This is a genomic window from Streptomyces sp. NPDC053673 (genome assembly GCF_055585225.1).
In genome coordinates this window covers 202,155-226,804 of record NZ_JBVJKN010000007.1, presented here as the reverse complement: position 1 = coordinate 226,804, position 24,650 = coordinate 202,155, and the positions used below count along the sequence as shown (strand labels likewise).

The window sequence follows — 24,650 nt, the reverse complement described above, 5'->3', positions numbered from 1 at the left end:
AGGGGGAGGGGCCGTGACCGAAGCGCAGGGCTTGAGTGACGAGCGCGGTGGGCACGGAGCCCATGGCGCGAGCGATGAGCAGGTGGAGCTGGTCTACCGGCCCCAGCCCGCCGACACACTGGTCGGGCTGCGGGTCCGCGAGCGGATCAAGCGGACCGGGCTGTGGCTGCGGGGCGCGTTCCTCGCGCTGTGGGCGGTGTTCTGGCTGCTGACCACCATGGGCCGGGGGAGCGTCGACCCGGGCCAGACCGTTGTGCTCCTGTTCGTCGTCCTGCTGGTGTGGGGCTATCCGCGGATACAAGCCGCCCATGTACAGAAGATCGTCGGGTGGCAGGGCGAGTACCGCGCCACCGTGTCCGCGGCCGGGATCACCTGCAGCACCGACCACAGCACGCTGATCCAGAAGTGGTCCGTCCTCCAGGGCTACCGGGAGACACCCGGCCACTTCGTCCTCCTCAGCCGGGACCCCAACATCATGTGTCTGGAGGTCCTCCCCAAGGAGGGGCTGAGCACGCCGGGCGACGCCGACCGCCTGCGGGCCGTCCTGGACCGGCACACCACCCGCGTCTGACGGACGCGAAAGGAGCCCGCACCGGCATCCGGTGCGGGCCCCTTCACGTACCTCGGGTCACTTCTGCGCGCACTCCGCGCACGTACCGAAGATCTCCACCGTGTGCGCCACGTTCACATAGCCGTGCTGCGCCGCGATCGTCTCCGCCCACTGCTCCACCGCGGGGCCCTCGACCTCGACCGCCTTGCCGCACATCCGGCACACCAGATGGTGGTGGTGCTCACCGGACGCACAGCGCCGGTACACCGCCTCACCCTCGCTGGTGCGCAGCACATCCACCTCGCCGGCATCGGCGAGGGACTGCAACGTCCGGTACACGGTGGTCAGGCCGACGGAATCACCGCGGTGCTTGAGCATGTCGTGCAGCTCCTGCGCACTGCGGAATTCGTCCACCTCGTCCAGCGCGGCCGCCACCGCGGCCCGCTGCCGCGTCGACCGGCCGCGTACGGGGGGTCCAGCAGTCGCCACAGGTGCCTCCTTACGTTCCGCCCGCTCCTCGTCGGGCCATTCTGCCAGGCGGGACTCGGAGCCCGGTCAGACGTTGACGTCGTCGGCCGGGCGGCGGTTGGCCGGAACATCAAGATCGCACTCCGCCGCGGCCGCGTCCAGGGCCTTCGCACGCCGTCTGGCCAGCGGTGCCGCCAGCACCGTCAGCAGCACGAATATCGCGATCGCCAGCAGCACGATCGTCGCGCCCGGCGGCACGTCCTGGTAGTACGTGGCGACCGTGCCCGAAAGCGTGACCGCGACGCCGATCGCGACGGCCACGACGAACGTCACCGCGAACGACCGGGTGATCTGCTGCGCGGCGGCCACCGGCACCACCATCAGCGCACTGACGAGCAGCAGACCGACCACGCGCATCGCGACCGTCACCGTCACCGCGGCGGTCACGGCGACGAGCAGATTCAGCGCCCGCACCGGAAGACCCGTGACCCGGGCGAACTCCTCGTCCTGGCTGATCGCGAACAGCTGCCGCCGCAGCCCGACCGTCACCAGCAGCACAAAGCCCGCGAGCAGGCAGATCGCCGTGACGTCCTCGTCGGAGACCGTGGAGAGCGAGCCGAAGAGATAAGAGGTGAGCTTGGCGTTCGAGCCGGTGCCGCTGAGGTTCATCAGCATGACGCCGCCCGCCATACCGCCGTAGAAGAGCATCGCCAGCGCGATGTCGCCGCGCGTACGCCCGTATGCCCGGATCAGCTCCATCGCGACCGAGCCGACGACCGCGACGAGCGTCGCCATCCACACGGGATTGCTGGAGAGCAGGAAACCGAGGCCGACGCCGGTCATCGCGACATGGCCGATGCCGTCGCCCATGAGCGCCTGCCGGCGCTGCACCAGATGAATGCCGACGGCAGGCGCGGTGATGCCGACCAGCACGGCGGCCAGCAGCGCCCGCTGCATGAAGGGGTCCTGGAGGAGTTCCATGATCAGGTGAGCAGTCCCGTGCGGAGCGGCTCGTCGGCCGCGTGCGGATGTACGTGGTCGTGGCCGGGCAGTGCGTGCTGGCCGACGGCCTCCGGCGGCGGACCGTCGTGGACGACGCAGCCGTCGCGCAGCACCACCGCGCGGTTGATCAGCGGCTCCAGCGGACCCAGCTCGTGCAGCACGAGCAGCACGGTCGTTCCGGCCGCGACCTGCTCGCGCAGCGTCCCGGCGAGAATCTCCTGGCTGGCGAGGTCCACTCCCGCCATCGGCTCGTCCATGATCAGCAGCTGGGGGTCGGCGGCCAGCGCCCGGGCGATCAGCACACGCTGGTGCTGTCCGCCGGACAGTGCGCTCACCGAGTCCTTCGCCCGGTCCGTGAGCCCCACCAGCTCGATCGCGCGCTCCACGGCCGCGCGGTCCTGCCGGGACGGCCACCGCAGCTTCGTACGGGACAGCCGACCTGACGAGACGACCTCGCGGACCGTCGCGGGAACCCCGCTCGTCGCGGTCGTGCGCTGCGGTACGTACCCGACGCGCGACCACTCGCGGAAGCGGCGGAGTTCGGTGCCGAAGAGGCGGACGGTGCCTTCGGTGAGCGGCACCTGGCCGATCACCGACCGTACGGCCGTCGACTTGCCCGAGCCGTTGGCGCCGAGCAGCGCGACGACCTCACCGTGGTGCACGGTGAGGTCGACGCCACGCAGTACCTGGCGTGAGCCGAGGGTGGCCCTGGCCCCACGGACGGATATGACGGGTTCCATGGACTGCGCCTCCGATGCTGCTGCGGTCACTTTGCGCCGAGGGCCTTCTGCAGCGCGGCGAGGTTGGACTCCATCACCGCGATGTAGTCATCGCCCTTGGACTGGTCCGTGATTCCCTCCAGCGGGTCCAGGACGTCCGTCTTCAGGCCCGTGTCCTTGGCGAGGGTCTTCGCGGTCTTGTCGCTGGCGAGCGTCTCGAAGAAGACGGTGGTGACCTTGTCCTGCTTCGCGACGGTCTGGAGCTCCTTGACGCGGGCCGGGCTCGGCTCGCTCTCCGGGTCGAGTCCGGCGATGCCCTCCTGCTCCAGGCCGTAGCGCTCGGCGAGGTAGCCGAACGCGGAGTGGGTGGTGATGAAGGTCCTGGTGTCGGTGTTCTTCAGGCCCTGCGCGAACTTGGTGTCGAGACCGCCCAGCTTGGTCACCAGTGCGTCGGTGTTCTTCTTGTAGTCCGCGGCGTGGGCCGGGTCGGCCTTCTCCAGCGAGGCGCCGACGCCCTTGGCGACCTCGGCGTACTTCACCGGGTCCAGCCAGATGTGCGGGTCTCCGGTGCCGCTCTCCTCGCCCTCGTGCCCGGCGTGCTCCTCGGGGCTCTCGCCCTCGTGGCCGTGGTCGTGGCCGACCTCGGCGCCGTGGTTCTCGAGCTTGGTGAGGGTGGCGGCGTCCACCGTGTTCTCGACGCCCGCCTCTGCGATCGCGTCGTCGACGGCGGGCTGGACGCCCTTGAGGTAGAGGATGTAGTCGGCCTGGCGGAGCTCCGACGCCTGCCTGGGCTTCAGCTCCAGGTCATGCGGCTCGACGCCCGGCTTGGTGAGCGTGGTGACCTCGACATGGTCGCCGCCGATCTGCTCGGCGAGATACTGCATGGGGTAGAAGGACGCCACCACATCCAGCTTGCCGTCGCTCTTGCCACCGGTCGAGGCACCGGAGGACCCCGAGCACGCGGAGAGCATGACGAGGGACAGTGCAGCCGCTCCGGAGACGGCGGTGGCGGGTATGAGGCGTCGTACGTTCATGACAGTCATTTTCAACAAACCTGGAAACGATTGTCAATAAAATCAGCGCCCCGTGACCTCCTCGCAATCCCCCTGCGACGTTTGGTGATCAGCCCCGTACAGTGCCGCCATGCAGCGCACCGAGATCGACGGCATCCCCGCATTCTGGGACGAAGGCCCGGGCCCCCTCACCGCCCGGCTCGCCTTCCATGTGGGTCCCGCCGACGAGACGCTCGCACGGCGGGGCATCACCCAGCTCCTCCAGGACCTCGTCGCCTCCGCGCTCTCCTCACTCGACCTACGTGCCGCATGGGACTGCGGATCCAGCCTCCACCAGACCGACTTCCGGGCCGAGGGCGAACCCGAGGACGTCGCGGAGGCCCTCACCGCCGCGTGCCACGCCCTCAGCGACCCTCCCGTCGACGTCCTGCCACGCACGGCCCGTCGCCTCCAGGCCCAGCTCGACAGCACCTGGCCCGGCATCCTCGTCGAGCACCACCACGCCCGATACGGGTTCCGCGGTTACGGCAGAGAGGCCTTCGATCCCTGCCTCGGAAACCTCACCGCCGACGACATCCGCGACTGGACCGCCCGCTTCTTCGTCCGCGGCAACGCGGCACTCTCCCTCACCGGCCGGCCGCCCCAGGGGCTGCGCCTGTCCCTCCCCGACGGCCCTCGCAACACCCGCTCACGCCAGGTGCCCGCCCTCTACGTCGGCGGCACCTGGTACGAGCGGCCGTGCGGGGCCGGGGACACCGTCGGGCTCTCCTTCCACATGGCCACCACGGAACCCGTGTACGGCCTGCTCATCGCCTTGAGCCGCGTCGAACAGCACGAAGGAACCGCCGACGGCAGCGTGGGCGACCTCGCCTGGAACGCACACCCCACCGGCGACGGGCGCAGCATCGCCCTCGTCACCGCCGAAACGGACGCACCCGGCGCACCCCGGGCCGCCGCCGCGCTCGACACCACCCTGCGCGACCTCGCCGAGCACGGCCCCACCGCCCGGGAAGTCGACACCGTCCGCGCGAACGCCCTCACCGCCCTCGGCGACACCGCCGTCACCGAGGACCTCGTCGACGCTGCCGCAAGCGACCACCTCGCCGGATTCGACGCCCGTGACCGGGCCGCACTGCGCGACGCCCTTCACGCCCTGACCACGGACACCGTCCACAGCGCCTTCGCCGACTACCCCGGCTCCGTACTGCTCGGCATGCCCCACCACTGCGAGCCGGATCCGGCGGCGCCCTTCACCCCCCTGCCTCCGGTCCCCGCCGGGCTGCTCACCACTGCCGACGAGTACCGGCCCAGGCTGCGCGGACCGGCGCCGTGGCGATCCCGCCTGTTCATCGGCGATGAAGGCGTGACCCGGTGGTGGCCCACCGGGGCGATCACGATCCCCTGGCACGCTGTCGCGGGCCTCTCTGCGGACGACTCCGGGACCTGCACGCTCTACGGCGAGAGCGGTGCCTCGATCACGTATCACCCCGACTGGTACCGGTCCGGGGCCGAGATCCATGAGCGGATATCCCGGCAGGTGGCCCCGCATCTGCGCTTCCGGGAGTGCAGGGGCGGACCGATTTGATACGGGGGGTGTGGGCGCCGGTAATCTGAAGCATTCGCACTTCGTCGTCGTAATGAAGAGAGCACCGTGGCCGCCGACAAGATCGACACGATCGTCAACCTGAGCAAGCGCCGTGGGTTCGTCTACCCGTGCAGCGAGATCTACGGCGGACAGCGTGCCGCCTGGGACTACGGGCCGCTGGGTGTCGAGCTCAAGGAGAACATCAAGCGCCAGTGGTGGCGCTACATGGTCACCTCGCGTGAGGACGTCGTCGGTCTCGACTCGTCGGTGATCCTTGCCAGCGAGGTCTGGGAGGCCTCCGGTCACGTCGCGACCTTCACCGACCCGCTCACCGAGTGCACCTCCTGTCACAAGCGCTTCCGCGCCGACCACCTGGAGGAGGCGTACGAGGAGAAGCACGGCCGCACCCCGGCGAACGGCCTCGCCGACATCAACTGCCCCAACTGCGGCAACAAGGGCCAGTTCACCGAGCCCAAGCAGTTCTCCGGTCTGCTCTCGACCCACCTCGGCCCCACGCAGGACTCCGGCTCCGTCGCCTACCTGCGGCCCGAGACCGCCCAGGGCATCTTCACCAACTTCGCCCAGGTCCAGCAGACCTCGCGCCGCAAGCCGCCCTTCGGTATCGCCCAGGTCGGCAAGTCCTTCCGCAACGAGATCACGCCGGGCAACTTCATCTTCCGCACCCGCGAGTTCGAGCAGATGGAGATGGAGTTCTTCGTCAAGCCCGGCGAGGACGAGAAGTGGCACGAGTACTGGATGGAGCAGCGCTGGAACTGGTACACCGGCCTGGGTCTCCGTGAGGAGAACATGCGCTGGTACGAGCACCCGGCCGAGAAGCTCTCCCACTACTCGAAGCGCACCGCCGACATCGAGTACCGCTTCCAGTTCGGCGGCAGCGAGTGGGGCGAGCTCGAGGGCGTCGCCAACCGCACCGACTACGACCTGAACGCCCACTCCAAGGCCTCCGGCCAGGACCTGTCGTACTTCGACCAGGAAGCCGGCGAGCGCTGGACCCCGTACGTCATCGAGCCCGCCGCCGGTGTCGGCCGCACGATGCTGGCGTTCATGCTCGACGCCTACAACGAGGACGAGGCGCCGAACGCCAAGGGCGTCATGGAGAAGCGCACCGTGATGCGCCTCGACCCGCGCATCGCGCCGGTCAAGGTCGCCGTGCTGCCGCTGTCCCGCAACCCGCAGCTCTCCCCGAAGGCCAAGGGCCTCGCCGCCGACCTCCGGCAGAACTGGAACATCGAGTTCGACGACGCCGGTGCCATCGGCCGCCGCTACCGCCGCCAGGACGAGATCGGCACCCCGTACTGCGTCACCGTCGACTTCGACACCCTCGACGACAACGCGGTCACCGTGCGCGAGCGCGACACCATGAAGCAGGAGCGCGTCTCCCTGGACCAGATCCAGGGCTACCTCGCGACCCGTCTCATCGGCTGCTGACGCGAGCCCCATAAAGGGCCGGCCGGGCCCGCAGCCCGGCCGGCCTTTTTGCGTCCACGCCTGAGTGCCGACGCCCGCACCCCCGTATCGCCAGAGCCGCGCACTGATGCTGTCGCAGTACGTGGAGGAGCTGCGCCGCCGAGCTGATCGCCGCCGGCACCAGCGGCATCGGCCATCTCCTCAAACAACGCGTCGCCGATGTGGGGGAGTTCATCGACGTGCTGCGGCGGGTCGCCGACTGCGGAACCGCCCTGGCCCCGCAGGTCGTCGCACAGCTTCTGGTGCGGCGGCAGAGCGATCCGCTCGAACGGCTGACGGAGCGCGAGGGGGAAGTGCCGGCCCTGATGGCCGGGGGGCGGTCCAATGCCGGCATAGCCGGCCGCCTCGTCGTCAGCGAGAGCGCCGTCGCCAAACACATCAACAGCATCCTCAGCAAACTCGATCTGCCGCGCGCCGAGGCCGACCACCGCAGGGTGCTCGCGGTGCCGCGCTTCCTGGAGCGCGGCGGCTGAGTGCCCGGCGGGCGACGCCCGGGAGAACAGCACGACAAGGTAGTGCTGTTGATGTTGGTCCTGCTGCACACTGGGCGCATTCGTCACCAGGAGGAACGATGCCGTCCATGACCACCAGCAAGGTCAGCAGATGGGATCAGCACGGCCGCGAGCATGTCGTGCACGTCAAGAAGTCCGGCATGCAGCGCGCGTTGACCTGCGACACCTGCGGCTGGCGCAAGGGCACGCAGTTCCTGCCGTGGCTCAAGGCCGAGGAGCACCTCGCGGAGGCGCACCAGGCGACGGTCGACCCGGCGCGGGACCGGACGGACTGACGGGCCGGCGGGCCGACGGGCGGGCCGATGCCGCTTCGGCGCATGCGCGGGGTGCGCCCTCGACACGACGGAAATCCGGATGCCCGCCCGGCTCGGGGCCCGGTACCGTCGGCCCATGTCCTCCTTCTTCCAGATCTACGAGTGAGAGTGTGGCGGCTCCGTACCGCCCCCACCAGCTGACACCAGGACCACTTCTCACCACGATGGGAGAATCCCGTGGCCAAGAGCCGTAACAACCTCCTCGGCGTGGGCGGACAGCGGAAGAAGCTGTCCCGCGCCGACCAGCAGGGCAACGGTCCGGCGCGCAACGCCGACCGCAAGGCGACCGCCGACCAGAAGCAGGAGCTGCTGCGCAAGATGCGCGAGCGCGCGCAGGGCAAGCAGGCCGATCAGGCCGAGCAGCCGCAGCCGGCCACCGAAGGCGGTGCCGACGCGCAGAGCTGACGCTCACTCATCGAACGAGGGGCCCGGATCACTTCATGTGGTCCGGGCCCCTCGGCCTTCCCTGCACGTGCGACTTGCGGGCGCTCATCGCCGACGCCGCGCTGGCGGGCTTCAGCCGTCGGTGGCTTCGGCGGGTACCGCGAACGTCGACGTGTCGAGCTCACAGCCGAACGGGTCGGGAATCTCGAGCTTGCCGCCGAACGCGACCGTCGTGCGTGACAGGTAACCCTTCGAGGACGGCCCCCAGAACACCGAGGCGGTCTCCTCCTGCATGTCGATCAGCAGATACACGGGCACGCCCGACTTGCCGTAGACCGGAGCCTTGTCCTGCCAGTCCACGAGCCGGGTCGAGGAGGAGGTCAGCTCACAGACGAAGGAGAGGGCCTCGCCGTCGACATATCGGCCTTCGCCCTGGAAGGCGGATTCAGCGGCACCGTAAATGTCGGGGCCGTACGCCCGCTCCATACCGGGAAAGGTGAACAGAAATGGTGCATGGTCAACGAAGTGGCCCTTGGGTGCGTGCGGTTCCAGCTGCGAGCGGATGGACCGCATGATGGGCAGGTAGAAGCCCCTCGACCACGGCGACATGACGATGTTTCCCCCGACGATCTCTGCCCGGTAGCCGTCGGGCACCTCCATGGTCAGCAAGGTCTGGCACAGCGCCTCGAAGAGCGGTGAACCGTGGGGAATCTCTATCGTCATCGGTCGCTCAAGCATCAGTGTCATGATGCGCCCTCCCATGTGCACGGGCCAGACAGCCACGCGTGATGTTCTGAACACTCAGCGTAGTGACCCGGTGTGACAGTGATCCGCGGTTCGCGGAAATCAGGACGACATACGGCTGTCCACCGGCACCCGCACCGCCGCCGACTCCAGTTGCCGTGCGGTGCGCTCCGCGGTGGCGCGCGCCCAACTCCCGCTCGTCGCGAGTCCGACCAGCAGCACCGACAGCCCGCAGCCCATGATGATCCACCACGCGGGGCGGCTCGCCTCGACGAAGCCCGTCGCATGCGCGGCGGCGCTCGTGCCCGCCGCCAGGACCGAGCCGATGACCGCGACTCCGAGGGTGGCGCCGGTCTGCCGGCTGGTGGAGGCGACCGCGGCGGCCACGCCGGCTTGGGAGCGGGGCATTCCGGAGACCGCGGTGTTGGTGATGGGGGCGTTGACCATGCCGAAGCCGAGGCCGAAGAGGACGTAGCCGGTGAAGAGGAGCGCCGTGGTCGTCTCGGCTTCGAACGCGGCGAAGAGCAGCCCGCACGCGGCCATGGAGACCCCGGCGACGATCAGCGGCAGCCGCGGGCCGCGACTGCCGACGAGACGGCCCGACAGCGGTGCGCAGACGAAGGTGAGCGCGGCCATGGGCAGCATGTACAGGCCGGCCTGCAGCGCGGACAGTCCGCGTACGTCCTGCAGATAAAGGGTGTTGAGGAAGAGGAAGCCGCTGAGCGCGGCGAACGAGGTGATCGCTATGACGGTCGCCCCGCTGAACGGCGCCGAGCGGAAGAACCGGATGTCGATGAGAGGTTCGTCGCGCCTGCGCTCGTACAGCAGCAGCCCGGCCAGGGCGGTCACGGCGATCGCGGCGAAGGGGAGCACGGCACCGAGCCCTTCGGCGGGAGCCTCGATGATCGCGTACGTGACCGAGCCGAGGAGCGCGATGACGAGGAGCTGGCCGACCGGGTCGGGGCGGCGCGGCTTCGGGGCGCGGGACTCGGGGACGTAGCGCCAGGTGAGCAGGAGGGCGGCGAGGCCGACCGGGACGTTGATCCAGAAGATGGAGCGCCAGCCGACCGTCTCGACGAGAAGGCCGCCCACGACCGGTCCCGCGGCCATCGATATGCCGACGACGCCGCCCCACGCACCGATGGCGCGGGCGCGCTCGCGCGGGTCGGTGAAGGTGTTGGTGATGATCGACATGGCGACCGGGTTGAGCATCGACCCGCCGACCGCCTGGACCATGCGGAACGCGACGAGCGATTCGAGGCTGGGTGCGAGCGAGCAGAGGACGGAGCCGAGCGTGAAGAGGACGAGCCCGGTTTTGAAGACTCTGCGGCGGCCGATCCGGTCGGCGGTGGACCCGGCGAGTATCAGCAGTGAGGCGAGGACGAGGGTGTAGGCGTCGATGGTCCACTGCATACCGGCGACCGTGGCGTCCAGTTCCTGGCGTATGGAGGGCAGGGCGACGTTGAGGACGGTGTTGTCCAGGCTGACGATCAGCAGGCTCATACAGCAGATCGCCAGGATCAGGAGTCGTCGCCGGCGGCTCGGCTCGGGCTCGCGCTCGGACACAGGCATGCATGCATAGTATGCCTAACTAATGAACCAGGGAATGCGCGACAATAGGCGAATGACCACGCTCGCCCCGTCGACGTCCGTGACGTCCATGCTCAAGATCGGCCCGCACGCCGTACAGCCCCCGGTGGTGCTCGCGCCCATGGCCGGCATCACGAACGCGCCGTTCCGCACCCTCTGCCGCGAGTTCAGCGGCGGCAAGGGGCTGTTCGTCAGCGAGATGATCACAACGCGGGCGCTGGTCGAGCGCAACGAGAAGACCATGCAGCTCATCCACTTCGACGAGACCGAGACGCCGCGCTCGATCCAGCTGTACGGAGTGGACCCGGTGACCGTCGGCAAGGCCGTCCGCATGATCGTGGACGAGAACCTCGCCGACCACATCGACCTCAACTTCGGCTGCCCGGTCCCGAAGGTGACCCGCAAGGGCGGCGGCTCGGCCCTCCCGTACAAGCGGAACCTGCTGCGGGCGATCCTCAACGAGGCCGTCGGCAACGCCGGGGCTCTGCCCGTCACGATGAAGATGCGCAAGGGCATCGACGACGACCACATCACCTACCTCGACGCGGGGCGGATCGCGGTCGACGAGGGTGTCACCGCGATCGCTCTCCATGGGCGCACGACGGCGCAGCACTACGGCGGCACGGCGGACTGGGAGGCCATCGCCCGCCTCACGGAGCATGTGCCCGAGATCCCGGTGCTCGGCAACGGCGACATCTGGTCTGCGGACGACGCGCTGCGGATGATGCGCGAGACGGGCTGCGACGGCGTGGTCGTGGGGCGCGGCTGCCTGGGCCGGCCGTGGCTGTTCGGCGATCTGGTCGCCGCCTTCGAGGGCGGGGACACCTATGTGCGCCCGTCGCTGCGGGAGGTCGCGGACGTCATGGTGCGTCACGCCCGGCTGCTGGGGGAGTGGATCGGTGACGAGTCCCGTGGCGTGATCGACTTCCGTAAGCATGTGGCGTGGTACCTCAAGGGCTTCTCGGTCGGCTCCGAGATGCGCAAGAAGCTCGCGGTGACCTCGTCGCTGGACGAGCTGAGCGCTCAGTTGAGCGAGCTGGAACTGGATCAGCCGTGGCCGGTGGGTGCGGACGGCCCCCGGGGGCGTACGTCCGGGAACAACCGGGTCGTGCTGCCGGACGGCTGGCTGAAGGATCCGTACGACTGTGCAGGTGTGAGCGAGGATGCGGAGCTGGACACGTCCGGCGGCTGACCGTCGGACGCCGGGAGCGACCGGTCCGGAACCGGGTGCGGGAGGGTCCGGATCGTGGAATCCGGCGCTCCTGAGCGGCGTGATTCTCGCCACCCTTGATAAGGGATGCGCTCAGATGAGCGCAAGCAAGGTGGTTGCGACTTCAGAAGGGGTGGCACTGAGTGCCACCCCTTCTGTGTTCATTAGTTGAACTCAAATGCCCTGGAGGGCGCTCGTCTGAGCGGGGATTGCCTGCTTTGAGTCAAGCGCTCTTCGAGGGATGAAGATGCTGGAGCGAACGGCTTTACGCATCGGTAACCTGCGATCTGCTGGCGGACGGGTGGTTACGGCCGAATGACAGACAAGTGGACGTACCCAGGCGCCTTCGATCTGGGTATGTTCCTCGCCGTCAGGGCAGCCACCGAGTCCTCGAGGAGTCGAGACCCGTGTCGGAAAACAAAGATCAGAAGTTCGTCTACGACTTCACCGAGGGCAACAAGGACCTCAAGGACCTCCTCGGTGGCAAGGGCGCGAACCTCGCCGAGATGACCAACCTCGGTCTGCCCGTCCCCCCGGGCTTCACCATCACCACCGAGGCCTGCAAGGTCTACCTCGAGAGCGGCGAGGAGCCCGCGGCACTGCGTGACGAGGTGAGTGCGCACCTCGACGCGCTGGAGCAGCGCATGGGCAAGAAGCTCGGCCAGGCCGACGACCCGCTGCTTGTATCCGTACGCTCCGGCGCCAAGTTCTCCATGCCCGGAATGATGGACACCGTCCTGAACATCGGGCTCTCCGACAAGTCCGTGGAGGGCCTGGCCAAGCAGGCGGGCGACGAGCGCTTCGCCTGGGACTCGTACCGCCGGCTCATCCAGATGTTCGGCAAGACCGTCCTCGGCGTCGACGGCGAACTCTTCGAGGACGCCCTCGAGGCGGCCAAGGGCGCCAAGAAGGTCACCGTCGACACCGACCTCGAGGCGGCCGACCTCAAGAAGCTGGTCAGGAACTTCAAGAAGATCGTCAAGGCCGAGGCGGGGCGCGACTTCCCGCAGGACCCGCGCGAGCAGATGGACCTCGCCATCAAGGCGGTCTTCGACTCCTGGAACACCGACCGCGCGAAGCTGTACCGCCGCCAGGAGCGCATCCCCGGTGACCTCGGCACCGCCGTCAACGTCTGCTCGATGGTCTTCGGCAACCTCGGCCCCGACTCCGGCACCGGCGTCGCCTTCACCCGTGACCCGGCCAGCGGCCACCAGGGTGTCTACGGCGACTACCTGCAGAACGCGCAGGGCGAGGACGTCGTCGCCGGTATCCGCAACACCGTGCCGCTCGCCGAGCTGGAGTCGATCGACAAGAAGTCGTACGACCAGCTGATGCAGATCATGGAAACGCTCGAGACGCACTACAAGGACCTGTGCGACATCGAGTTCACCATCGAGCGCGGCCAGCTGTGGATGCTCCAGACCCGCGTCGGCAAGCGCACCGCCGGTGCCGCCTTCCGGATCGCCACCCAGCTCGTCGACCAGGGCCTCATCGACGAGGCCGAGGCGCTCCAGCGCGTCAACGGCGCCCAGCTCGCGCAGCTGATGTTCCCGCGCTTCGACGAGTCGGCCAAGGTGGAGAAGATCGGCCGCGGTATCGCCGCCTCTCCGGGCGCGGCGGTCGGCAAGGCCGTCTTCGACTCGTACACGGCCGTCAAGTGGTCCCGCTCCGGCGAGAAGGTCATCCTGATCCGCCGCGAGACCAACCCGGACGACCTCGACGGCATGATCGCGGCCGAGGGCATCCTCACCTCGCGCGGCGGCAAGACCTCGCACGCGGCCGTCGTCGCCCGCGGCATGGGCAAGACCTGTGTCTGCGGCGCCGAGGAGCTGGAGGTCGACACCAAGCGCCGCCGGATGACCGTGAACGGCACGGTGATCGAGGAGGGCGACGTCGTCTCCATCGACGGCTCCACCGGCAAGGTGTACCTCGGTGAGGTCCCGGTCGTGCCGTCCCCGGTCGTCGAGTACTTCGAGGGCCGTATGCACGCGGGTGCCGACGACGCCGACGAGCTGGTCGCCGCCGTGCACCGGATCATGGCGTACGCGGACCGGGTGCGCCGGCTGCGCGTACGGGCCAACGCCGACAACGCCGAGGACGCGCTGCGCGCCCGTCGCTTCGGCGCCCAGGGCATCGGCCTGTGCCGTACCGAGCACATGTTCCTCGGTGAGCGCCGCGAGATGGTCGAGAAGCTCATCCTCGCCGACACCGACGACGAGCGCGAGGACGCGCTGAAGAACCTGCTGCCGCTGCAGAAGAAGGACTTCGTCGAGCTCTTCGAGGCGATGGACGGGCTGCCGGTGACCGTGCGGCTGCTCGACCCGCCGCTGCACGAGTTCCTGCCGGACATCACCGAGCTGTCGGTCCGTGTCGCCCTCGCCGAGGCCCGCAAGGACTCCAACGAGAACGACCTGCGGCTGCTCCAGGCCGTGCACCGGCTGCACGAGCAGAACCCGATGCTGGGTCTGCGCGGCGTACGCCTCGGGCTGGTCATCCCCGGCCTGTTCACCATGCAGGTACGGGCCATCGCCGAGGCCGCGGCCGAGCGCAAGAACGCCAAGGGCGACCCGCGCGCCGAGATCATGATCCCGCTCGTCGGCACCGTCCAGGAGCTGGAGATCGTCCGCGAGGAGGCGGAGCAGGTCATCGCCGAGGTCGAGGCCAGGACCGGCGTCGAGCTGAAGCTCGCGCTCGGCACGATGATCGAGCTGCCGCGCGCCGCGCTGACCGCCGGTCAGATCGCCGAGGCCGCCGAGTTCTTCTCGTTCGGAACGAACGACCTCACGCAGACCGTGTGGGGCTTCAGCCGGGACGACGTGGAGGCCAGCTTCTTCACGGCGTACCTGGAGAAGGGCATCTTCGGCGTCAGCCCGTTCGAGACCATCGACAAGGACGGCGTCGGCTCGCTCGTACGCAACGCGGTCGCAGCCGGCCGGGCCACCCGTCCGGACCTGAAGCTCGGCGTCTGCGGCGAGCACGGCGGCGACCCCGAGTCGGTGCACTTCTTCCACGAGGTGGGCCTGGACTACGTGTCCTGCTCGCCCTTCCGGATCCCGGTGGCACGCCTGGAGGCGGGCCGCGCGGCGGCGCAGGCCTCCGGGAGCGACAGCCGCTGATCCGTCGCGGGGCCGGCCCCCTGGGCCGCCCCGCACCCCGACTCCGGGGCCGTCGGTGGTCCCCGACCCTCACCGACCGGCCGGCGGCCCCGGTGCACCAAGAGACGAGCGGGACGGACACCTTGTGCGGAGGTGTCCGTCCCGCTCGTTTCCTTTTGCTGAGTCCTGTTGCGAGTTCGGTGAATCCTGTTGAATGGCGGACCAGTAGTGCGGATTAACAGAAGCTGGATTTTCGCCATTCGTTGAGCAAAGAACAGGCGGGGCGCGGTCGGCGGATCCCCACCCACCGGCCGCGCCCCATTACCAATGCCGGACACGGAGCCGCAACCTCCGCCGACCGCCGCCAGGCGTGGAAAGCCCCCCACGGTCTTTGCCTCGCCCCTCGGTACCCGAAGGTTTCGTGCCCGACGTCGTACAGCTTTTCGGTTCGGCATGGTCATCCGCGATGCGTTTCAACTGTGGCTGAAACACCGTGGTAACGTCCTGTGATTGCATGCATACTCAGTGGCGGGGGCGATTGCGGATGCAACAGTGGGGGTTCCGTGCTGCGAATCCACTTCACCGGAGATGACCTCGCCAAGGTGCGTATGGCGGTCAGACCGGACGTTTTGTGGGAGACGATTCTGAGTTTTCACCGTTTACGAGACCGGCGCGGCGCCGGCGTCTTCGGGGAATGGCGTGCGGAAACCCGCTCCCGGTTGAACGGTGAAACGCGGCTACTGGCCGCGCTTGTGCCGCCCCGTGGCTACTTCCCGGATTTCCTGACTCCGCCCGAGGGACTGCACGGCCTCGAGGAGGGCCTGGAGGCGGTGCGTGCGACGCCGGCGCGACGGCTGAGCGCCGAGCTCGGGATGCTCGTCGCCGACCGCCCGCAGGCCGGGCTGCCCGGCCGGCTCGCCGGGCTCGCCGAGGGCTCCCCGGAGCCGATGGCCCGGCTCATCGGGGCGCTGCGCAGCTACCACCGGGCCGCGGTCGAGCCGTACTGGCCGCAGATCCAGGCCGCCGTGGAGGCCGACCGGGCCGTCCGCGGCCGGGCCCTCCTCGACGGCGGCGCGGACGAGCTGCTCGCCTCGCTGCCGCCGATGCTGCGCTGGTCCGCGCCCGTCCTGGAGGCCGACTATCCGGTCGACCGCGATGTGCATCTGGAAGGGCGTGGGCTGCTGCTGCAGCCGTCGTACTTCTGCCGCGGCGCTCCGGTGGTCCGGCGGGATCCGGCGCTGCCGCCCACCCTCGTCTACCCCGTCACGCACACCGGCTGCTCGGGTGGCTCCGAGCGGGACGGGCTGTCGCTCGGCCGGCTCGTCGGCCACACCCGCTCGGCGGTCATGCAGTCCATCGGCAACGGCTGCACGACGAGCGAACTCGCCCGCAGGGCCGGCGTGTCGCTGGCCTCCGCCAGTCAGCACGCCGGTGTGCTGCGGGATGCCGGCCTCGTGGTCACCCTGCGGAACGGCAACGCGGTGCTCCACACGATGACACCGCTGGGCGCCGCCCTGCTGAGGGGCGGCACTCAGCGGGAGCCGACGGTGCCGGCCGGGCCGGCGACCCCGGGGGCGGTTACGAGCGGAACGGTCCCGTCACCTCGTAGGTGATGCCGCCGGACGAACTGCCGCTCGTGCCGCGCTGGCTGGAGAAGTACAGCCGCGAGCCGTTCGGCGAGAAGGCCGGTCCGGTGATCTCGGAGCTGGACTGGCCGGTGATCCGCAGGAACGGCGCGACGATGTCGTCCGGAGTGATGATGCAGATCTCCATGTTGCCGCCGTCCTCGGCGACGTACAGGTCACCGGAGGAGGCGCCGGTTATGTTGTCCACGCCGGTCAGCGGTGCGCCGCCGCCGGGGACCAGGGAGTCGTCGTAGGCCAGCTCGTACGTGCTGCTGGCGAGGTTCACCTGCCAGACGCGGTTGTCGCCCTTGGTGGTGAACCAGACGGTGTCGTTGGCGTAGTGGCAGCCCTCGCCGCCGTTGAACTTCTTCGAGCCGGAGACCTGGTTGCGGGTCGCGGTCGGCGAGCCGTCGGGGTCGGGCACATTCGCCCAGGAGAACGAGCCGGAGGTGCCGGTACCGGCCACCAGGGCCTGGAGCGTGCCGGAGGCGAGGTTGCCCCAGGTGGTGGGGATGAACCGGTAGAAGCAGCCGCTGCTCTCGTCCTCGGTCAGGTAGATGACCTGGCGGACCGGGTCGGCGGCGGCCGCCTCGTGGTTGAACTTGCCCATGGCGTCCCGGCGCGTGGCGGTGCCGCCCCACGGGTCGGTCTCGTAGACGTAGCCGAGGCTGACCTCCTCGCAGGACAGCCAGGTGTTCCACGGGGTGGCGCCGCCGGCACAGTTTCGCCGGGTGTTGGACAGGATGCGGTAGGCGCCGGTGACGGTGCCGGACGAGTTGAACTTCACGGCACTGGCGCCGCCGCCGGGGCTGATCTCCGAGTTGGACACGTAGATCCATCCGGAGCCGTCTGCGAAACACGCGCCGCCGTCAGGGGCGTTGTGCCAGGTGTAGGAGGTACCGGACACCGTCTGGCTGGACCGGGCGATCACCCGGCTGGTGAAACCGCTGGGCAGCATGATGCCGTTCGCGTCCGCCGAGCCGAGCGGCCCGTAGGGGCTCGGGCCCGGCTGGGCCGGCGCCGCGTAGGCCGCCCCGTGCATCAGCGTTCCGCCGAACGCGGCGGCCGTGCCGCCGATGACCGCACCGCGCAGGAAGCTGCGTCGTTCCACTGTCACTCCAGGAGAGTCGTGACTTGCCCCGCGCCGCCGGGCAGCGAGCGGGGTCGCGCGCCAACGGAACCTAGGGGTCGGGAGTTGACGCGGCATCAACGGGCGGTGAAGTGGAAACGTCGGTTCCGGCCGGTGGCTGTCGGGGTACGCCGGGCGCTGTCAGTGGGGGTCGTTACCTTGGCGTACATGTCGATCACACCATCGGTTCCCGCACAGTTGCTCGCCTCGGTGCCCCTGTCACCGTCGGGGCGGACGGCGAGACCCTGTGGACGTACCGGCACGGCTGCTGGGACCAGCACGAGGCGGGGCGGTCTTCCGGGCGTCGGGGCTGGAGCAGGCGGCCGGGCGACGGAACCGGAGCCGGGCGGGCGCGCGAAAATTTCTCTCCCGGCGGCGATGAGTTCCGCGCGGCCCGTGGGTCTACCCCCCGAAAGCCGACACCACAGCAACGCGACGACGAGAGCGAGAACAGCGATGACCCAGATGATCTTTGTGAACCTGCCGGTGAAGGACCTCGAGAAGTCGAAGGCCTTCTGGAGCAAGCTCGGTTACTCCTTCAACCCCCAGTTCAGCGACGAGAAGACCGCCTGTCTCGTCTTCAGCGACACCATCTTCGCGATGCTCCTCACCGAGCCCCGCTTCAAGGACTTCACGAAGAAGGACATCGCCGACGCGGCCGCCACCACCGAGGCGATCATCGCGCTCAGCGCCGAGAGCCGGGAGAAGGTCGACGAGCTGGCCGACGCGGCCCTCGGGGCCGGCGGGTCGCCGGCGAACGAGCCCCAGGACCACGGCTTCATGTACGGCCGTTCCTTCCAGGACCCGGACCACCACATCTGGGAAGTCGTGTGGATGGACCCGAAGGCCGTTGTGGACCACTCCTGACCAGGACATCCTGACCAGGACTGCTGTGGGCCACTCCTGATCAGGACCTCAGGCTCTCGTACGGCACGCCGGTGAGCTGCTCGGACGCCACCCAGAGCCGCTCACCGGTGACGTCGTCCAGCGTCCACTTGGCCCGCCAGGACTTCGTGGGCGTGCCCCGCAGTCCCTGGATCCTCGGTCCGGTGAACGAGTCGGGCTGCACACCGGGCGCCGTCGCGGCGTACAGCGTCGGCAGCGCGCCCATCTCGGCCGGCTGGGCGATGATCCGGTTGGCGAGCTCGGCGAGCCGCTCGGCCGTCCGGCGGCCCTCCATCTTCGCGCCCGCGGTCTGGAGGTTGGTCGCCGCGTAGCCGGGGTGTGCGGCCGCCGCGACGACGTCCGAGCCCGCGGCCCGCAGCCTGCGTGCCAGCTCGTGGACGAACAGCAGGTTCGCCGTCTTGGAGCGGCCGTAGGTCACCCAACGGCGGTAGCGGTGCTCGCTGTTGAGGTCGCCCATATCGACATTGGCGATTGCGTGCATCCCGCTGGACACGCTGACCACACGGGCGCCCGGCGTGTTGAGCAGTTTCGGGAGCAGCAGTCCGGTGAGGGCGAAGTGCCCCAGGTGATTGACCCCGAACTGGGTCTCGAAACCGTCGGCGGTCGTGCCGTAGGGCAGCGCCATCACGCCCGCGTTGTTGATGAGCAGATCCAGCGTCTCCGGCTCGTACGACTTCGCGAACTGCCGTACGGAGGCGAGGTCGGCCAGGTCCAGTGGCCGGAACTCCACGTCCGCGCCCTGAACCTGCCGCTTGACGAGCTCCTCGGCCTCCTTGCCGCGGGACTCGCTGCGGCACGCGAGAAGCACCCGTGCGCCGCGGCGGGCGAGCTCACGGGCCGTGACGAGTCCGATTCCGCTGTTGGCTCCGGTGACCACGGCGGTCCGCCCGCTCTGGTCGGGGATGTCGCGTGTGGTCCAGCCGGTCTTCGTCGGCATGGCGGGCTCCTCCGGTACGTGTCGGCAGGAAAGACCTGTGCTGCCAGCGTACCCCCCGACCGTACGGGTGCGTATGGTCGGGGGTGCCCGCCTTTCCGCTCCCGTCTCGGTCGGTGACCTCAAGCAACGCCCGCGCGCTGATACGTGCCGGGCGTCAGCCCGTAGTACCGCACGAACCACCGGTGGAAGTGGGACTGGTCCGCGAACCCCGCCACGGCCGCCGCTTCCGCCGCCGTCACCCCGCCCGCCAGCAGCTCCCGCCCCCGCCGCAGCCGCAGCAGCCGCTGGTAGTCGCTCGGCGTCATCCCGTACTCGGCACGGAACGCCCGGTACAGCGCGAACCGGCTCAGCCCCGCCGCGTCCGCCAGCCACTGTGCGGGGATCTGCTCGGCGTACCGCTCCCGCAGCAGGTCGCGCGCCCGGCGGGCTGCCCGCGCGCGGGAGCCGCCCGGCGCGTCGGGCACCCGGACCGTTCCGGACGCGCCCCGGCGCACCATCGCCGTCACCGCGGCCGTCAGCCGCTCGTCCTGCACCAGCGGATCCGCCGCGCCGGCCAGCGCCGTGTGCAGCCGCAGCAGCGTGCCGCGCAGCACCGGATCGTGCAGCACGGGCGTCGTGAACAGCGGCATGGTGCCGCGCCCGCCGGTCGCGTCCGCGAGCACGTCCCGCACCAGCTGAGGCCCGATGTGCACCATCCGGTACTGGTAACCGAGCTCGGTCGCGGCCCGTCCGTCGTGCGGATCGTCGGGATTGAACGCCATCAGCAGTCCGGCGGCGCTGGTGTGCGCCCCGCCGCGGCAGCTGAACTGCTGGGCGCCGGCCTCGGTCAAGCCGAAGGAGTAGGTGTCGTGGCTGTGCCGCGCGTACACATGAGTGGAGAAGTGCGCGTGCATGGCTTCCAGCGGGCGCTCCGGGTCCCTCCAGTAGCGGGCCCAGCCGTCATGCGGTGCGGTCGTCACCCTTCCAGTGTCTCCTCCGGTGCCCTGGACCCGGCGCGGCCGAGGGCTCGGGACTTCGAAGACACGACCTGGTTCCCCTCCCGGCAAGCTTTGCCCTGTCGCGCCGCCCGGCACGCACCCTCGCTGCGTTGGCCAAAAGCCCTGGTAGCTCCGCTACAAGGACTTCCGGCCGCCTTGCGATGCTTCCCCTCGGCCCTGCGGGCCTGGGGAGACCCCATGCACCGGACGACGCTCCTCGACGGGCAGACATTGCCGGTCGCGGCACTAGGATCTGTGGGAGCGGGGGCGAGGAGGCTGCCATGGCGAGCACCGGCCCGATGGACCTGCCGCAGGGCGACGTACGACTGATCCACAGCGACATGGCCCGGCGCCTGCTCGGCTCCACCGAGCTGGCCCGCTTCGCCTACGTGGCGCGGGACGGGACGCCTCGCGTGATGCCGATGATGTTCCACTGGACCGGCGAGGAGCTCGTGTTCGCAACCTTCGTCGGCGCCCACAAGATCGTCTCCCTCCGGGATCGCCCCGCCGTCGCCGTCACCATCGACACGCCCGGGCCACCGCCCGAGGTCCTGCTCCTGCGCGGGCCGGTGGAGGTCACCGAAGTGGACGGGATCGTGCCGGAGTACGCGTTGGCGCACCGCCGCTACTACGGCCCCGAGCAGGGGGCGCGCAACGTCGCCGAGGTCGAGGTCCCGGGCGTGCGGATGGCGCGCATCGCGCTGCGGCCCACCTGGGTGGGAGTCCTCGACTTCGTGCGGCGCCTCCCCGGCGCGGCCCCCGGGCGGTGACCATGACGACCTTCGTGCCGATCCCCGGTGCCGACGGCCGGGCGTGCCGGCGCCGGGCGAATCGGCGGGGGAGTGGTGGGACGCCACCGCCGTGAGCGCCTCGGCCTCGACATCGAGGAGATCCCCGGCGGCCATCTCGTCGCCCTCAGCAGGCCGGCCGGACTCGCCGACCGCCTCGTGGGTCAGTAGTAGCCCTTCTCGCCGTCGAGCAGTTCCCGGATCGTGTCCAGATGACCCGCGTGCCGGGCCGTCTCCTCGACCATGTGGATCAGCATCCAGCGCAGCGACGCGGCGGCGGACTTGAAGTCCGGGTGGCGGCCCGCCTCATCCAGCGAGTGGGCGGCGATGATCTCGTTCGACACCGCGCACTGCCGCTCGTACTCCTCCAGCAGCTGCTCGAGCGGGACGCCGTCGACCATCATGTCGGCGTCTTCGACCTTGTCGTCGAACTGCGGCCCGTCGGCCGGTCGGCCGAGGAAGAGGACCTCGAACCAGACCTGCTCGGTCCAGCGCATGTGGGAGACGATGCCCGCCACGGTCATGAGCGGCGACGTCGGAAGCACGGACCGGTGCGCGTCCGCCTCGGACAGTCCCTCGCACTTGTAGTGGACGATCGCGCGCTGCATGTCGAGCCAGCCGACGAGCTGGGTCCGCTCGTCGGCCACGAAAGGAGGACGTATGCGGGGAGGCGTCATGGGCCCGGACGGTACCGGAGGCCCATGAGACGCCGCACGGCATTTACGCGTCGGCCCGTTCCCTGGCCGGGGCCGTGGCCGACGCCCGCGCGGACGTCCGGACAGGGTAGGCACGCACCGACACCCCGTCGTCGTCCAGGCATTGACCCGTCTCCAGGTCGAACCGCTGCTTCAGCAGCGGCGAGGCGACGAACACCCGGCCCTCCGCGGACCCCAGCAGGCCGCGGGAGAGAACCTGGGCGCCCGTGAACGGGTCGCGGTTGTCGATCGCGTACGCGCGGCCCGCGCGGTCCAGGAAGACAGCGGCCTGGCGGCCGTCGGGGAGCAGCGCTGCCATGCCCCGGCCGGGAGTGAGCCCGGAGATCTCGCAGACCGGGAACCAGGTTCCCTCCAGCTGGAGTTGGAGTGTCATCGGGTCGAAGTCCCTTCCAGAGTCAGGATGGTGAGGTCCGGCTTGATCTGGTCGCGCTCGGGGATGAACCGCACCGACGGGTCCGGCGCGTCCGGTGCGTTCACGAACGACACGAAGCGGCGCAGCCGGTCCGGGTCGTCCAGCGTCTCGGCCCATTCGTCGCGATAGCCCGCGACATGCTCCGCCATCAGCGACTCCAGCTCGTCGCACAGCCCGAGCGAGTCGTGCACGACGACGTCCCGCAGATGGTCCAGGCCGCCTTCCAGGCGCTCCAGCCAGGTGGAGGTGCGCTCCAGCCGGTCCGCGGTACGGATGTAGAACATCAGGAACCGGTCGATCAGCCGCACCAGTTCGGCGTCGGACAGATCCTGGGCGAGCAGGTCCGCGTGACGGGGCGTGGCGCCGCCGTTCCCGCCGACGTACAGATTCCACCCCGAGGCCGTGGCGATCACGCCGAAGTCCTTGGACTGGGCCTCCGCGCATTCGCGGGCGCAGCCCGAGACCGCCGACTTCAGCTTGTGCGGGGCCCGCAGCCCCCGATAGCGCAGCTCCAGGTCGATGGCCATGCGGACGCTGTCCTGGACGCCGTAGCGGCACCAGGTCTGCCCCACACAGGACTTGACCGTCCGCAGCGCCTTCCCGTACGCGTGCCCCGACTCGAAGCCCGCGTCGACGAGGCGCGTCCAGATCGCCGGAAGCTGGTCCACCCGCGCGCCGAACATGTCGATCCGCTGGCCGCCCGTGATCTTCGTGTAGAGGCCGAAGTCCCGGGCCACCTCGCCGATCACGATCAGCTTGTCGGGGGTGATCTCACCGCCCGGGATGCGCGGCACGATCGAGTACGAGCCGTTGCGCTGCAGGTTCGCCAGGAAGTGGTCGTTGGTGTCCTGGAGCGCGGCCTGCTCGCCGTCGAGGATGTAACCGTTGCCCAGGCTCGCGAGGATCGACCCCACCGCGGGCTTGCAGATCTCGCAGCCGTCGCCGCCCCGTGCCTCCTCGCGGCCGTGCGAGTCGAGCACGGCCGCGTACGACGTCAGCCGCAGGGTGCGGACGATCTCGTACAGCTCGCTGCGGGTGTAGGAGAAGCAGCCGCACAGCCCCTTGTCCGCGGACTGCGGCAACAACTGGCCGATGACCTTGACGCAACTGCCGCAGCCCGTCCCGGCCTTGGTGCACTTCTTCACCTCGGGGAGCGAGGTGTGCTCGCAGATCGCGCCCTTGGTGACGTTGTGGCAGGAGCAGATCACCGCGTCGTCGGGGAGCGAGGACGGGCCGAGGGCGACGGGGGCGCCGGCGCCGGCGGGCAGCACCAGCTGCTCGGGCGAGACGGGCGGGACCGAGCCCGTGAGTGGCCGCAGCATGCCGTACGAGTCGGCGTCACCGACCAGGACGCCGCCGAGCAGCGCGCCCTCCGGGCTGACCACGAGCTTCTTGTACACCCCCGCACGTGAGTCGGAGTACACGACGTCCAGGCAACCCTCGGCCGTGCCGTGCGCGTCGCCGAACGACGCCACGTCCACACCGAGCAGCTTCAGCTTCGTCGACATGTCGGCACCGGTGAAGGAGCTTTCGGCAGTCTCGTCGGCGAGGACGTCGGCGACGGTCGTCGCCATCTCGTAGCCGGGCGCGACCAGCCCGTACACGCGGCCGTCCGAGGCGAGGGCGCACTCGCCGATCGCGTACACGGAGGGGTCCGAGGTGAGGCACCGCTCGTCGACGACGATGCCGCCGCGCTCACCGACGTCCAGGCCCATGTCGCGGGCGAGCTGGTCGCGCGGCCGGACACCGGCCGAGAAGACGACGAGATCGGTGCTGAGCTCCGAGCCGTCGGAGAGCTTCATCCCCGTGGCCGTGCCCTCGGAGGTGACGATCTCCTGGGTGCCGACGCCCGTGTGGACGGTCAGCCCCATGCCCTCGATGGTGCGCAGCAGCGCCGCACCGCCGCCGTCATCGACCTGCACCGGCATCAGTCGCGGCGCGAACTCCACGATGTGGGTGTCCAGGCCGAGGCCCTTGAGCGCACCCGCCGCCTCCAGGCCGAGGAGTCCGCCGCCGACGACGACGCCGGTGCGGGAGGTCATCGCGTACTCCTCGATGGCGAGGAGATCCTCGATGGTGCGGTAGACGAAACAGCCCTCGGCGTCCTTGCCGGGCACGGGCGGCACGAACGGGTACGAGCCGGTCGCCAGGACGAGGGTGTCGTACCTGAACGTCCGTCCGGCACGCGAGGTGACCGTGCGCGCCTCGCGGTCGATCCGCTCGGCCGGGTCGTCGAGAAACAGCTCGATGCCGTGCCGCGCCATGAACCCTTCCTCGACGAGGGAGAGCTCGTCCGGGGTACGGCCGGAGAAGTACGAGGTCAGCTGGACCCGGTCGTACGCCGGCCGCGGCTCCTCGCAGAGGACGACGACCCGCGCCCGCCCGGTGACGCCCCGCTCCGCGAGGGCCTCCAGGAAGCGCTGGCCGACCATCCCGTGGCCGACGAGCACGATCGTGGGGGTGGACGAGGTGTCCGCTGTGGCCAT

General features: G+C 69.7%; 22 protein-coding genes and 1 pseudogene. 11 read left to right on the top strand and 12 right to left on the bottom strand.

Annotation, left to right across the window (positions count from 1 at the left end):
• The first annotated feature begins 13 nt into the window (after positions 1 to 13).
• A complete protein-coding gene (locus ACZ6ZQ_RS13795) occupies positions 14 to 571 on the top strand; it encodes a YcxB family protein (protein WP_469768729.1) in 558 nt (185 codons plus the stop codon).
• A 57-nt stretch (positions 572 to 628) separates the two neighbouring features.
• On the opposite strand, the gene ACZ6ZQ_RS13790 is transcribed toward ACZ6ZQ_RS13795, so the two are convergent.
• The 4 genes from ACZ6ZQ_RS13790 to ACZ6ZQ_RS13775 all read right to left on the bottom strand — a co-directional run bounded on the left by ACZ6ZQ_RS13790 (position 629) and on the right by ACZ6ZQ_RS13775 (position 3,773).
• Positions 629 to 1,039, bottom strand: coding sequence for a Fur family transcriptional regulator (locus tag ACZ6ZQ_RS13790; RefSeq protein WP_453668320.1), 411 nt, complete (start codon positions 1,037 to 1,039; stop codon positions 629 to 631).
• A gap of 66 nt (positions 1,040 to 1,105) precedes the next feature.
• Positions 1,106 to 1,999, bottom strand: coding sequence for a metal ABC transporter permease (locus tag ACZ6ZQ_RS13785; RefSeq protein ID WP_469768728.1), 894 nt, complete (start codon positions 1,997 to 1,999; stop codon positions 1,106 to 1,108).
• Between the two features lie 2 nt (positions 2,000 to 2,001).
• A complete protein-coding gene (locus ACZ6ZQ_RS13780; protein WP_469768727.1) occupies positions 2,002 to 2,760 on the bottom strand; it encodes a metal ABC transporter ATP-binding protein in 759 nt (252 codons plus the stop codon).
• Positions 2,761 to 2,786: 26 nt separating this feature from the next.
• Positions 2,787 to 3,773, bottom strand: coding sequence for a metal ABC transporter substrate-binding protein (locus ACZ6ZQ_RS13775; protein ID WP_469768726.1), 987 nt, complete (start codon positions 3,771 to 3,773; stop codon positions 2,787 to 2,789).
• A gap of 109 nt (positions 3,774 to 3,882) precedes the next feature.
• Between ACZ6ZQ_RS13775 and ACZ6ZQ_RS13770 the strand changes: the two genes are divergently transcribed.
• From ACZ6ZQ_RS13770 to ACZ6ZQ_RS13750, 5 genes and pseudogenes are all read left to right on the top strand, one after another.
• The gene (locus ACZ6ZQ_RS13770; protein ID WP_469768725.1) at positions 3,883 to 5,337 is read left to right on the top strand and encodes a peptidase M16 family protein; all 1,455 of its coding nucleotides are present in this window, start codon (positions 3,883 to 3,885) and stop codon (positions 5,335 to 5,337) included.
• 66 nt (positions 5,338 to 5,403) lie between these two features.
• The gene (locus ACZ6ZQ_RS13765; protein WP_469768724.1) at positions 5,404 to 6,786 is read left to right on the top strand and encodes a glycine--tRNA ligase; all 1,383 of its coding nucleotides are present in this window, start codon (positions 5,404 to 5,406) and stop codon (positions 6,784 to 6,786) included.
• Positions 6,787 to 6,889: 103 nt separating this feature from the next.
• A pseudogene (locus ACZ6ZQ_RS13760) lies at positions 6,890 to 7,298 on the top strand (response regulator transcription factor); the annotation flags it as partial.
• A gap of 98 nt (positions 7,299 to 7,396) precedes the next feature.
• A complete protein-coding gene (locus ACZ6ZQ_RS13755; RefSeq protein ID WP_453666052.1) occupies positions 7,397 to 7,612 on the top strand; it encodes a hypothetical protein in 216 nt (71 codons plus the stop codon).
• Between the two features lie 216 nt (positions 7,613 to 7,828).
• Positions 7,829 to 8,056, top strand: coding sequence for a DUF6243 family protein (locus tag ACZ6ZQ_RS13750; RefSeq protein ID WP_469768723.1), 228 nt, complete (start codon positions 7,829 to 7,831; stop codon positions 8,054 to 8,056).
• A 111-nt stretch (positions 8,057 to 8,167) separates the two neighbouring features.
• On the opposite strand, the gene ACZ6ZQ_RS13745 is transcribed toward ACZ6ZQ_RS13750, so the two are convergent.
• Both ACZ6ZQ_RS13745 and ACZ6ZQ_RS13740 read right to left on the bottom strand, forming a co-directional pair.
• Positions 8,168 to 8,818, bottom strand: coding sequence for a Uma2 family endonuclease (locus ACZ6ZQ_RS13745; RefSeq protein ID WP_469768722.1), 651 nt, complete (start codon positions 8,816 to 8,818; stop codon positions 8,168 to 8,170).
• Positions 8,819 to 8,881: 63 nt separating this feature from the next.
• On the bottom strand, positions 8,882 to 10,351 hold the full coding sequence (locus ACZ6ZQ_RS13740; RefSeq protein WP_469768721.1) for an MFS transporter: 1,470 nt from the start codon (positions 10,349 to 10,351) through the stop codon (positions 8,882 to 8,884).
• A gap of 52 nt (positions 10,352 to 10,403) precedes the next feature.
• Here ACZ6ZQ_RS13740 and dusB point away from each other — a divergent pair, with 52 nt between their 5' ends.
• From dusB to ACZ6ZQ_RS13725, 3 genes are all read left to right on the top strand, one after another.
• On the top strand, positions 10,404 to 11,561 hold the full coding sequence (gene dusB, locus ACZ6ZQ_RS13735) for a tRNA dihydrouridine synthase DusB (RefSeq protein ID WP_469768720.1): 1,158 nt from the start codon (positions 10,404 to 10,406) through the stop codon (positions 11,559 to 11,561).
• Positions 11,562 to 11,986: 425 nt separating this feature from the next.
• Entirely contained in the window at positions 11,987 to 14,695 is a 2,709-nt protein-coding gene (gene ppdK, locus ACZ6ZQ_RS13730) for a pyruvate, phosphate dikinase (RefSeq protein ID WP_469768719.1), read from the top strand.
• Between the two features lie 542 nt (positions 14,696 to 15,237).
• Complete coding sequence (locus ACZ6ZQ_RS13725) at positions 15,238 to 16,287, top strand: ArsR/SmtB family transcription factor (RefSeq protein WP_469768718.1); 1,050 nt, start codon at positions 15,238 to 15,240, stop codon at positions 16,285 to 16,287.
• Here the strand turns inward: ACZ6ZQ_RS13725 and ACZ6ZQ_RS13720 are convergent.
• Positions 16,253 to 17,410: an alkaline phosphatase PhoX gene (locus tag ACZ6ZQ_RS13720; protein WP_469768782.1), complete on the bottom strand. Its 1,158-nt coding sequence runs from the start codon at positions 17,408 to 17,410 to the stop codon at positions 16,253 to 16,255. The genes ACZ6ZQ_RS13725 and ACZ6ZQ_RS13720 overlap by 35 nt on opposite strands.
• Before the next feature lie 474 nt (positions 17,411 to 17,884).
• Between ACZ6ZQ_RS13720 and ACZ6ZQ_RS13715 the strand changes: the two genes are divergently transcribed.
• Positions 17,885 to 18,295 carry a VOC family protein gene (locus tag ACZ6ZQ_RS13715; protein WP_469768717.1) on the top strand — a complete coding sequence of 137 codons (411 nt, stop codon included), beginning with the start codon at positions 17,885 to 17,887 and terminating at the stop codon, positions 18,293 to 18,295.
• A gap of 40 nt (positions 18,296 to 18,335) precedes the next feature.
• On the opposite strand, the gene ACZ6ZQ_RS13710 is transcribed toward ACZ6ZQ_RS13715, so the two are convergent.
• Entirely contained in the window at positions 18,336 to 19,271 is a 936-nt protein-coding gene (locus ACZ6ZQ_RS13710) for an oxidoreductase (RefSeq protein WP_469768716.1), read from the bottom strand.
• A gap of 119 nt (positions 19,272 to 19,390) precedes the next feature.
• Positions 19,391 to 20,164, bottom strand: coding sequence for an AraC family transcriptional regulator (locus ACZ6ZQ_RS13705; RefSeq protein WP_469768781.1), 774 nt, complete (start codon positions 20,162 to 20,164; stop codon positions 19,391 to 19,393).
• Positions 20,165 to 20,529: 365 nt separating this feature from the next.
• On the opposite strand from ACZ6ZQ_RS13705, the gene ACZ6ZQ_RS13700 reads away from it, so the two are divergent.
• Positions 20,530 to 21,018, top strand: a complete 489-nt coding sequence (locus ACZ6ZQ_RS13700; RefSeq protein WP_469768715.1) for a pyridoxamine 5'-phosphate oxidase family protein — start codon at positions 20,530 to 20,532, stop codon at positions 21,016 to 21,018.
• A gap of 182 nt (positions 21,019 to 21,200) precedes the next feature.
• Here ACZ6ZQ_RS13700 and ACZ6ZQ_RS13695 read toward each other — a convergent pair whose 3' ends face one another.
• From ACZ6ZQ_RS13695 to nirB, 3 genes are read right to left on the bottom strand one after another with little or no spacing between them, the layout of a single operon-like run.
• Positions 21,201 to 21,713 (bottom strand): DinB family protein, encoded by a 513-nt coding sequence (locus tag ACZ6ZQ_RS13695; RefSeq protein ID WP_469768714.1) that lies wholly within the window; start codon positions 21,711 to 21,713, stop codon positions 21,201 to 21,203.
• A gap of 43 nt (positions 21,714 to 21,756) precedes the next feature.
• Complete coding sequence (nirD, locus tag ACZ6ZQ_RS13690) at positions 21,757 to 22,125, bottom strand: nitrite reductase small subunit NirD (protein ID WP_469768713.1); 369 nt, start codon at positions 22,123 to 22,125, stop codon at positions 21,757 to 21,759.
• Entirely contained in the window at positions 22,122 to 24,650 is a 2,529-nt protein-coding gene (gene nirB, locus ACZ6ZQ_RS13685) for a nitrite reductase large subunit NirB (RefSeq protein ID WP_469768712.1), read from the bottom strand. Before nirB ends, nirD begins: the two co-directional genes overlap by 4 nt.

Excerpts from the sequence above, each read along its gene's own strand:
- ACZ6ZQ_RS13785 (WP_469768728.1), bottom strand. The coding sequence starts at position 1,999 with ATGGAACTCCTCCAGGACCCCTTCATGCAGCGGGCGCTGCTGGCCGCC.
- ACZ6ZQ_RS13780 (WP_469768727.1), bottom strand. The coding sequence starts at position 2,760 with ATGGAACCCGTCATATCCGTCCGTGGGGCCAGGGCCACCCTCGGCTCA.
- ACZ6ZQ_RS13775 (WP_469768726.1), bottom strand. The coding sequence starts at position 3,773 with ATGAACGTACGACGCCTCATACCCGCCACCGCCGTCTCCGGAGCGGCT.
- ACZ6ZQ_RS13770 (WP_469768725.1), top strand. The coding sequence starts at position 3,883 with ATGCAGCGCACCGAGATCGACGGCATCCCCGCATTCTGGGACGAAGGC.
- ACZ6ZQ_RS13755 (WP_453666052.1), top strand. The coding sequence starts at position 7,397 with ATGCCGTCCATGACCACCAGCAAGGTCAGCAGATGGGATCAGCACGGC.
- ACZ6ZQ_RS13740 (WP_469768721.1), bottom strand. The coding sequence starts at position 10,351 with ATGCCTGTGTCCGAGCGCGAGCCCGAGCCGAGCCGCCGGCGACGACTC.
- dusB (WP_469768720.1), top strand. The coding sequence starts at position 10,404 with ATGACCACGCTCGCCCCGTCGACGTCCGTGACGTCCATGCTCAAGATC.
- ACZ6ZQ_RS13715 (WP_469768717.1), top strand. The coding sequence starts at position 17,885 with ATGACCCAGATGATCTTTGTGAACCTGCCGGTGAAGGACCTCGAGAAG.
- ACZ6ZQ_RS13710 (WP_469768716.1), bottom strand. The coding sequence starts at position 19,271 with ATGCCGACGAAGACCGGCTGGACCACACGCGACATCCCCGACCAGAGC.
- ACZ6ZQ_RS13705 (WP_469768781.1), bottom strand. The coding sequence starts at position 20,164 with ATGCACGCGCACTTCTCCACTCATGTGTACGCGCGGCACAGCCACGAC.
- ACZ6ZQ_RS13700 (WP_469768715.1), top strand. The coding sequence starts at position 20,530 with ATGGCGAGCACCGGCCCGATGGACCTGCCGCAGGGCGACGTACGACTG.
- ACZ6ZQ_RS13695 (WP_469768714.1), bottom strand. The coding sequence starts at position 21,713 with ATGACGCCTCCCCGCATACGTCCTCCTTTCGTGGCCGACGAGCGGACC.
- nirD (WP_469768713.1), bottom strand. The coding sequence starts at position 22,125 with ATGACACTCCAACTCCAGCTGGAGGGAACCTGGTTCCCGGTCTGCGAG.
- nirB (WP_469768712.1), bottom strand. The coding sequence starts at position 24,650 with ATGGCCACAGCGGACACCTCGTCCACCCCCACGATCGTGCTCGTCGGC.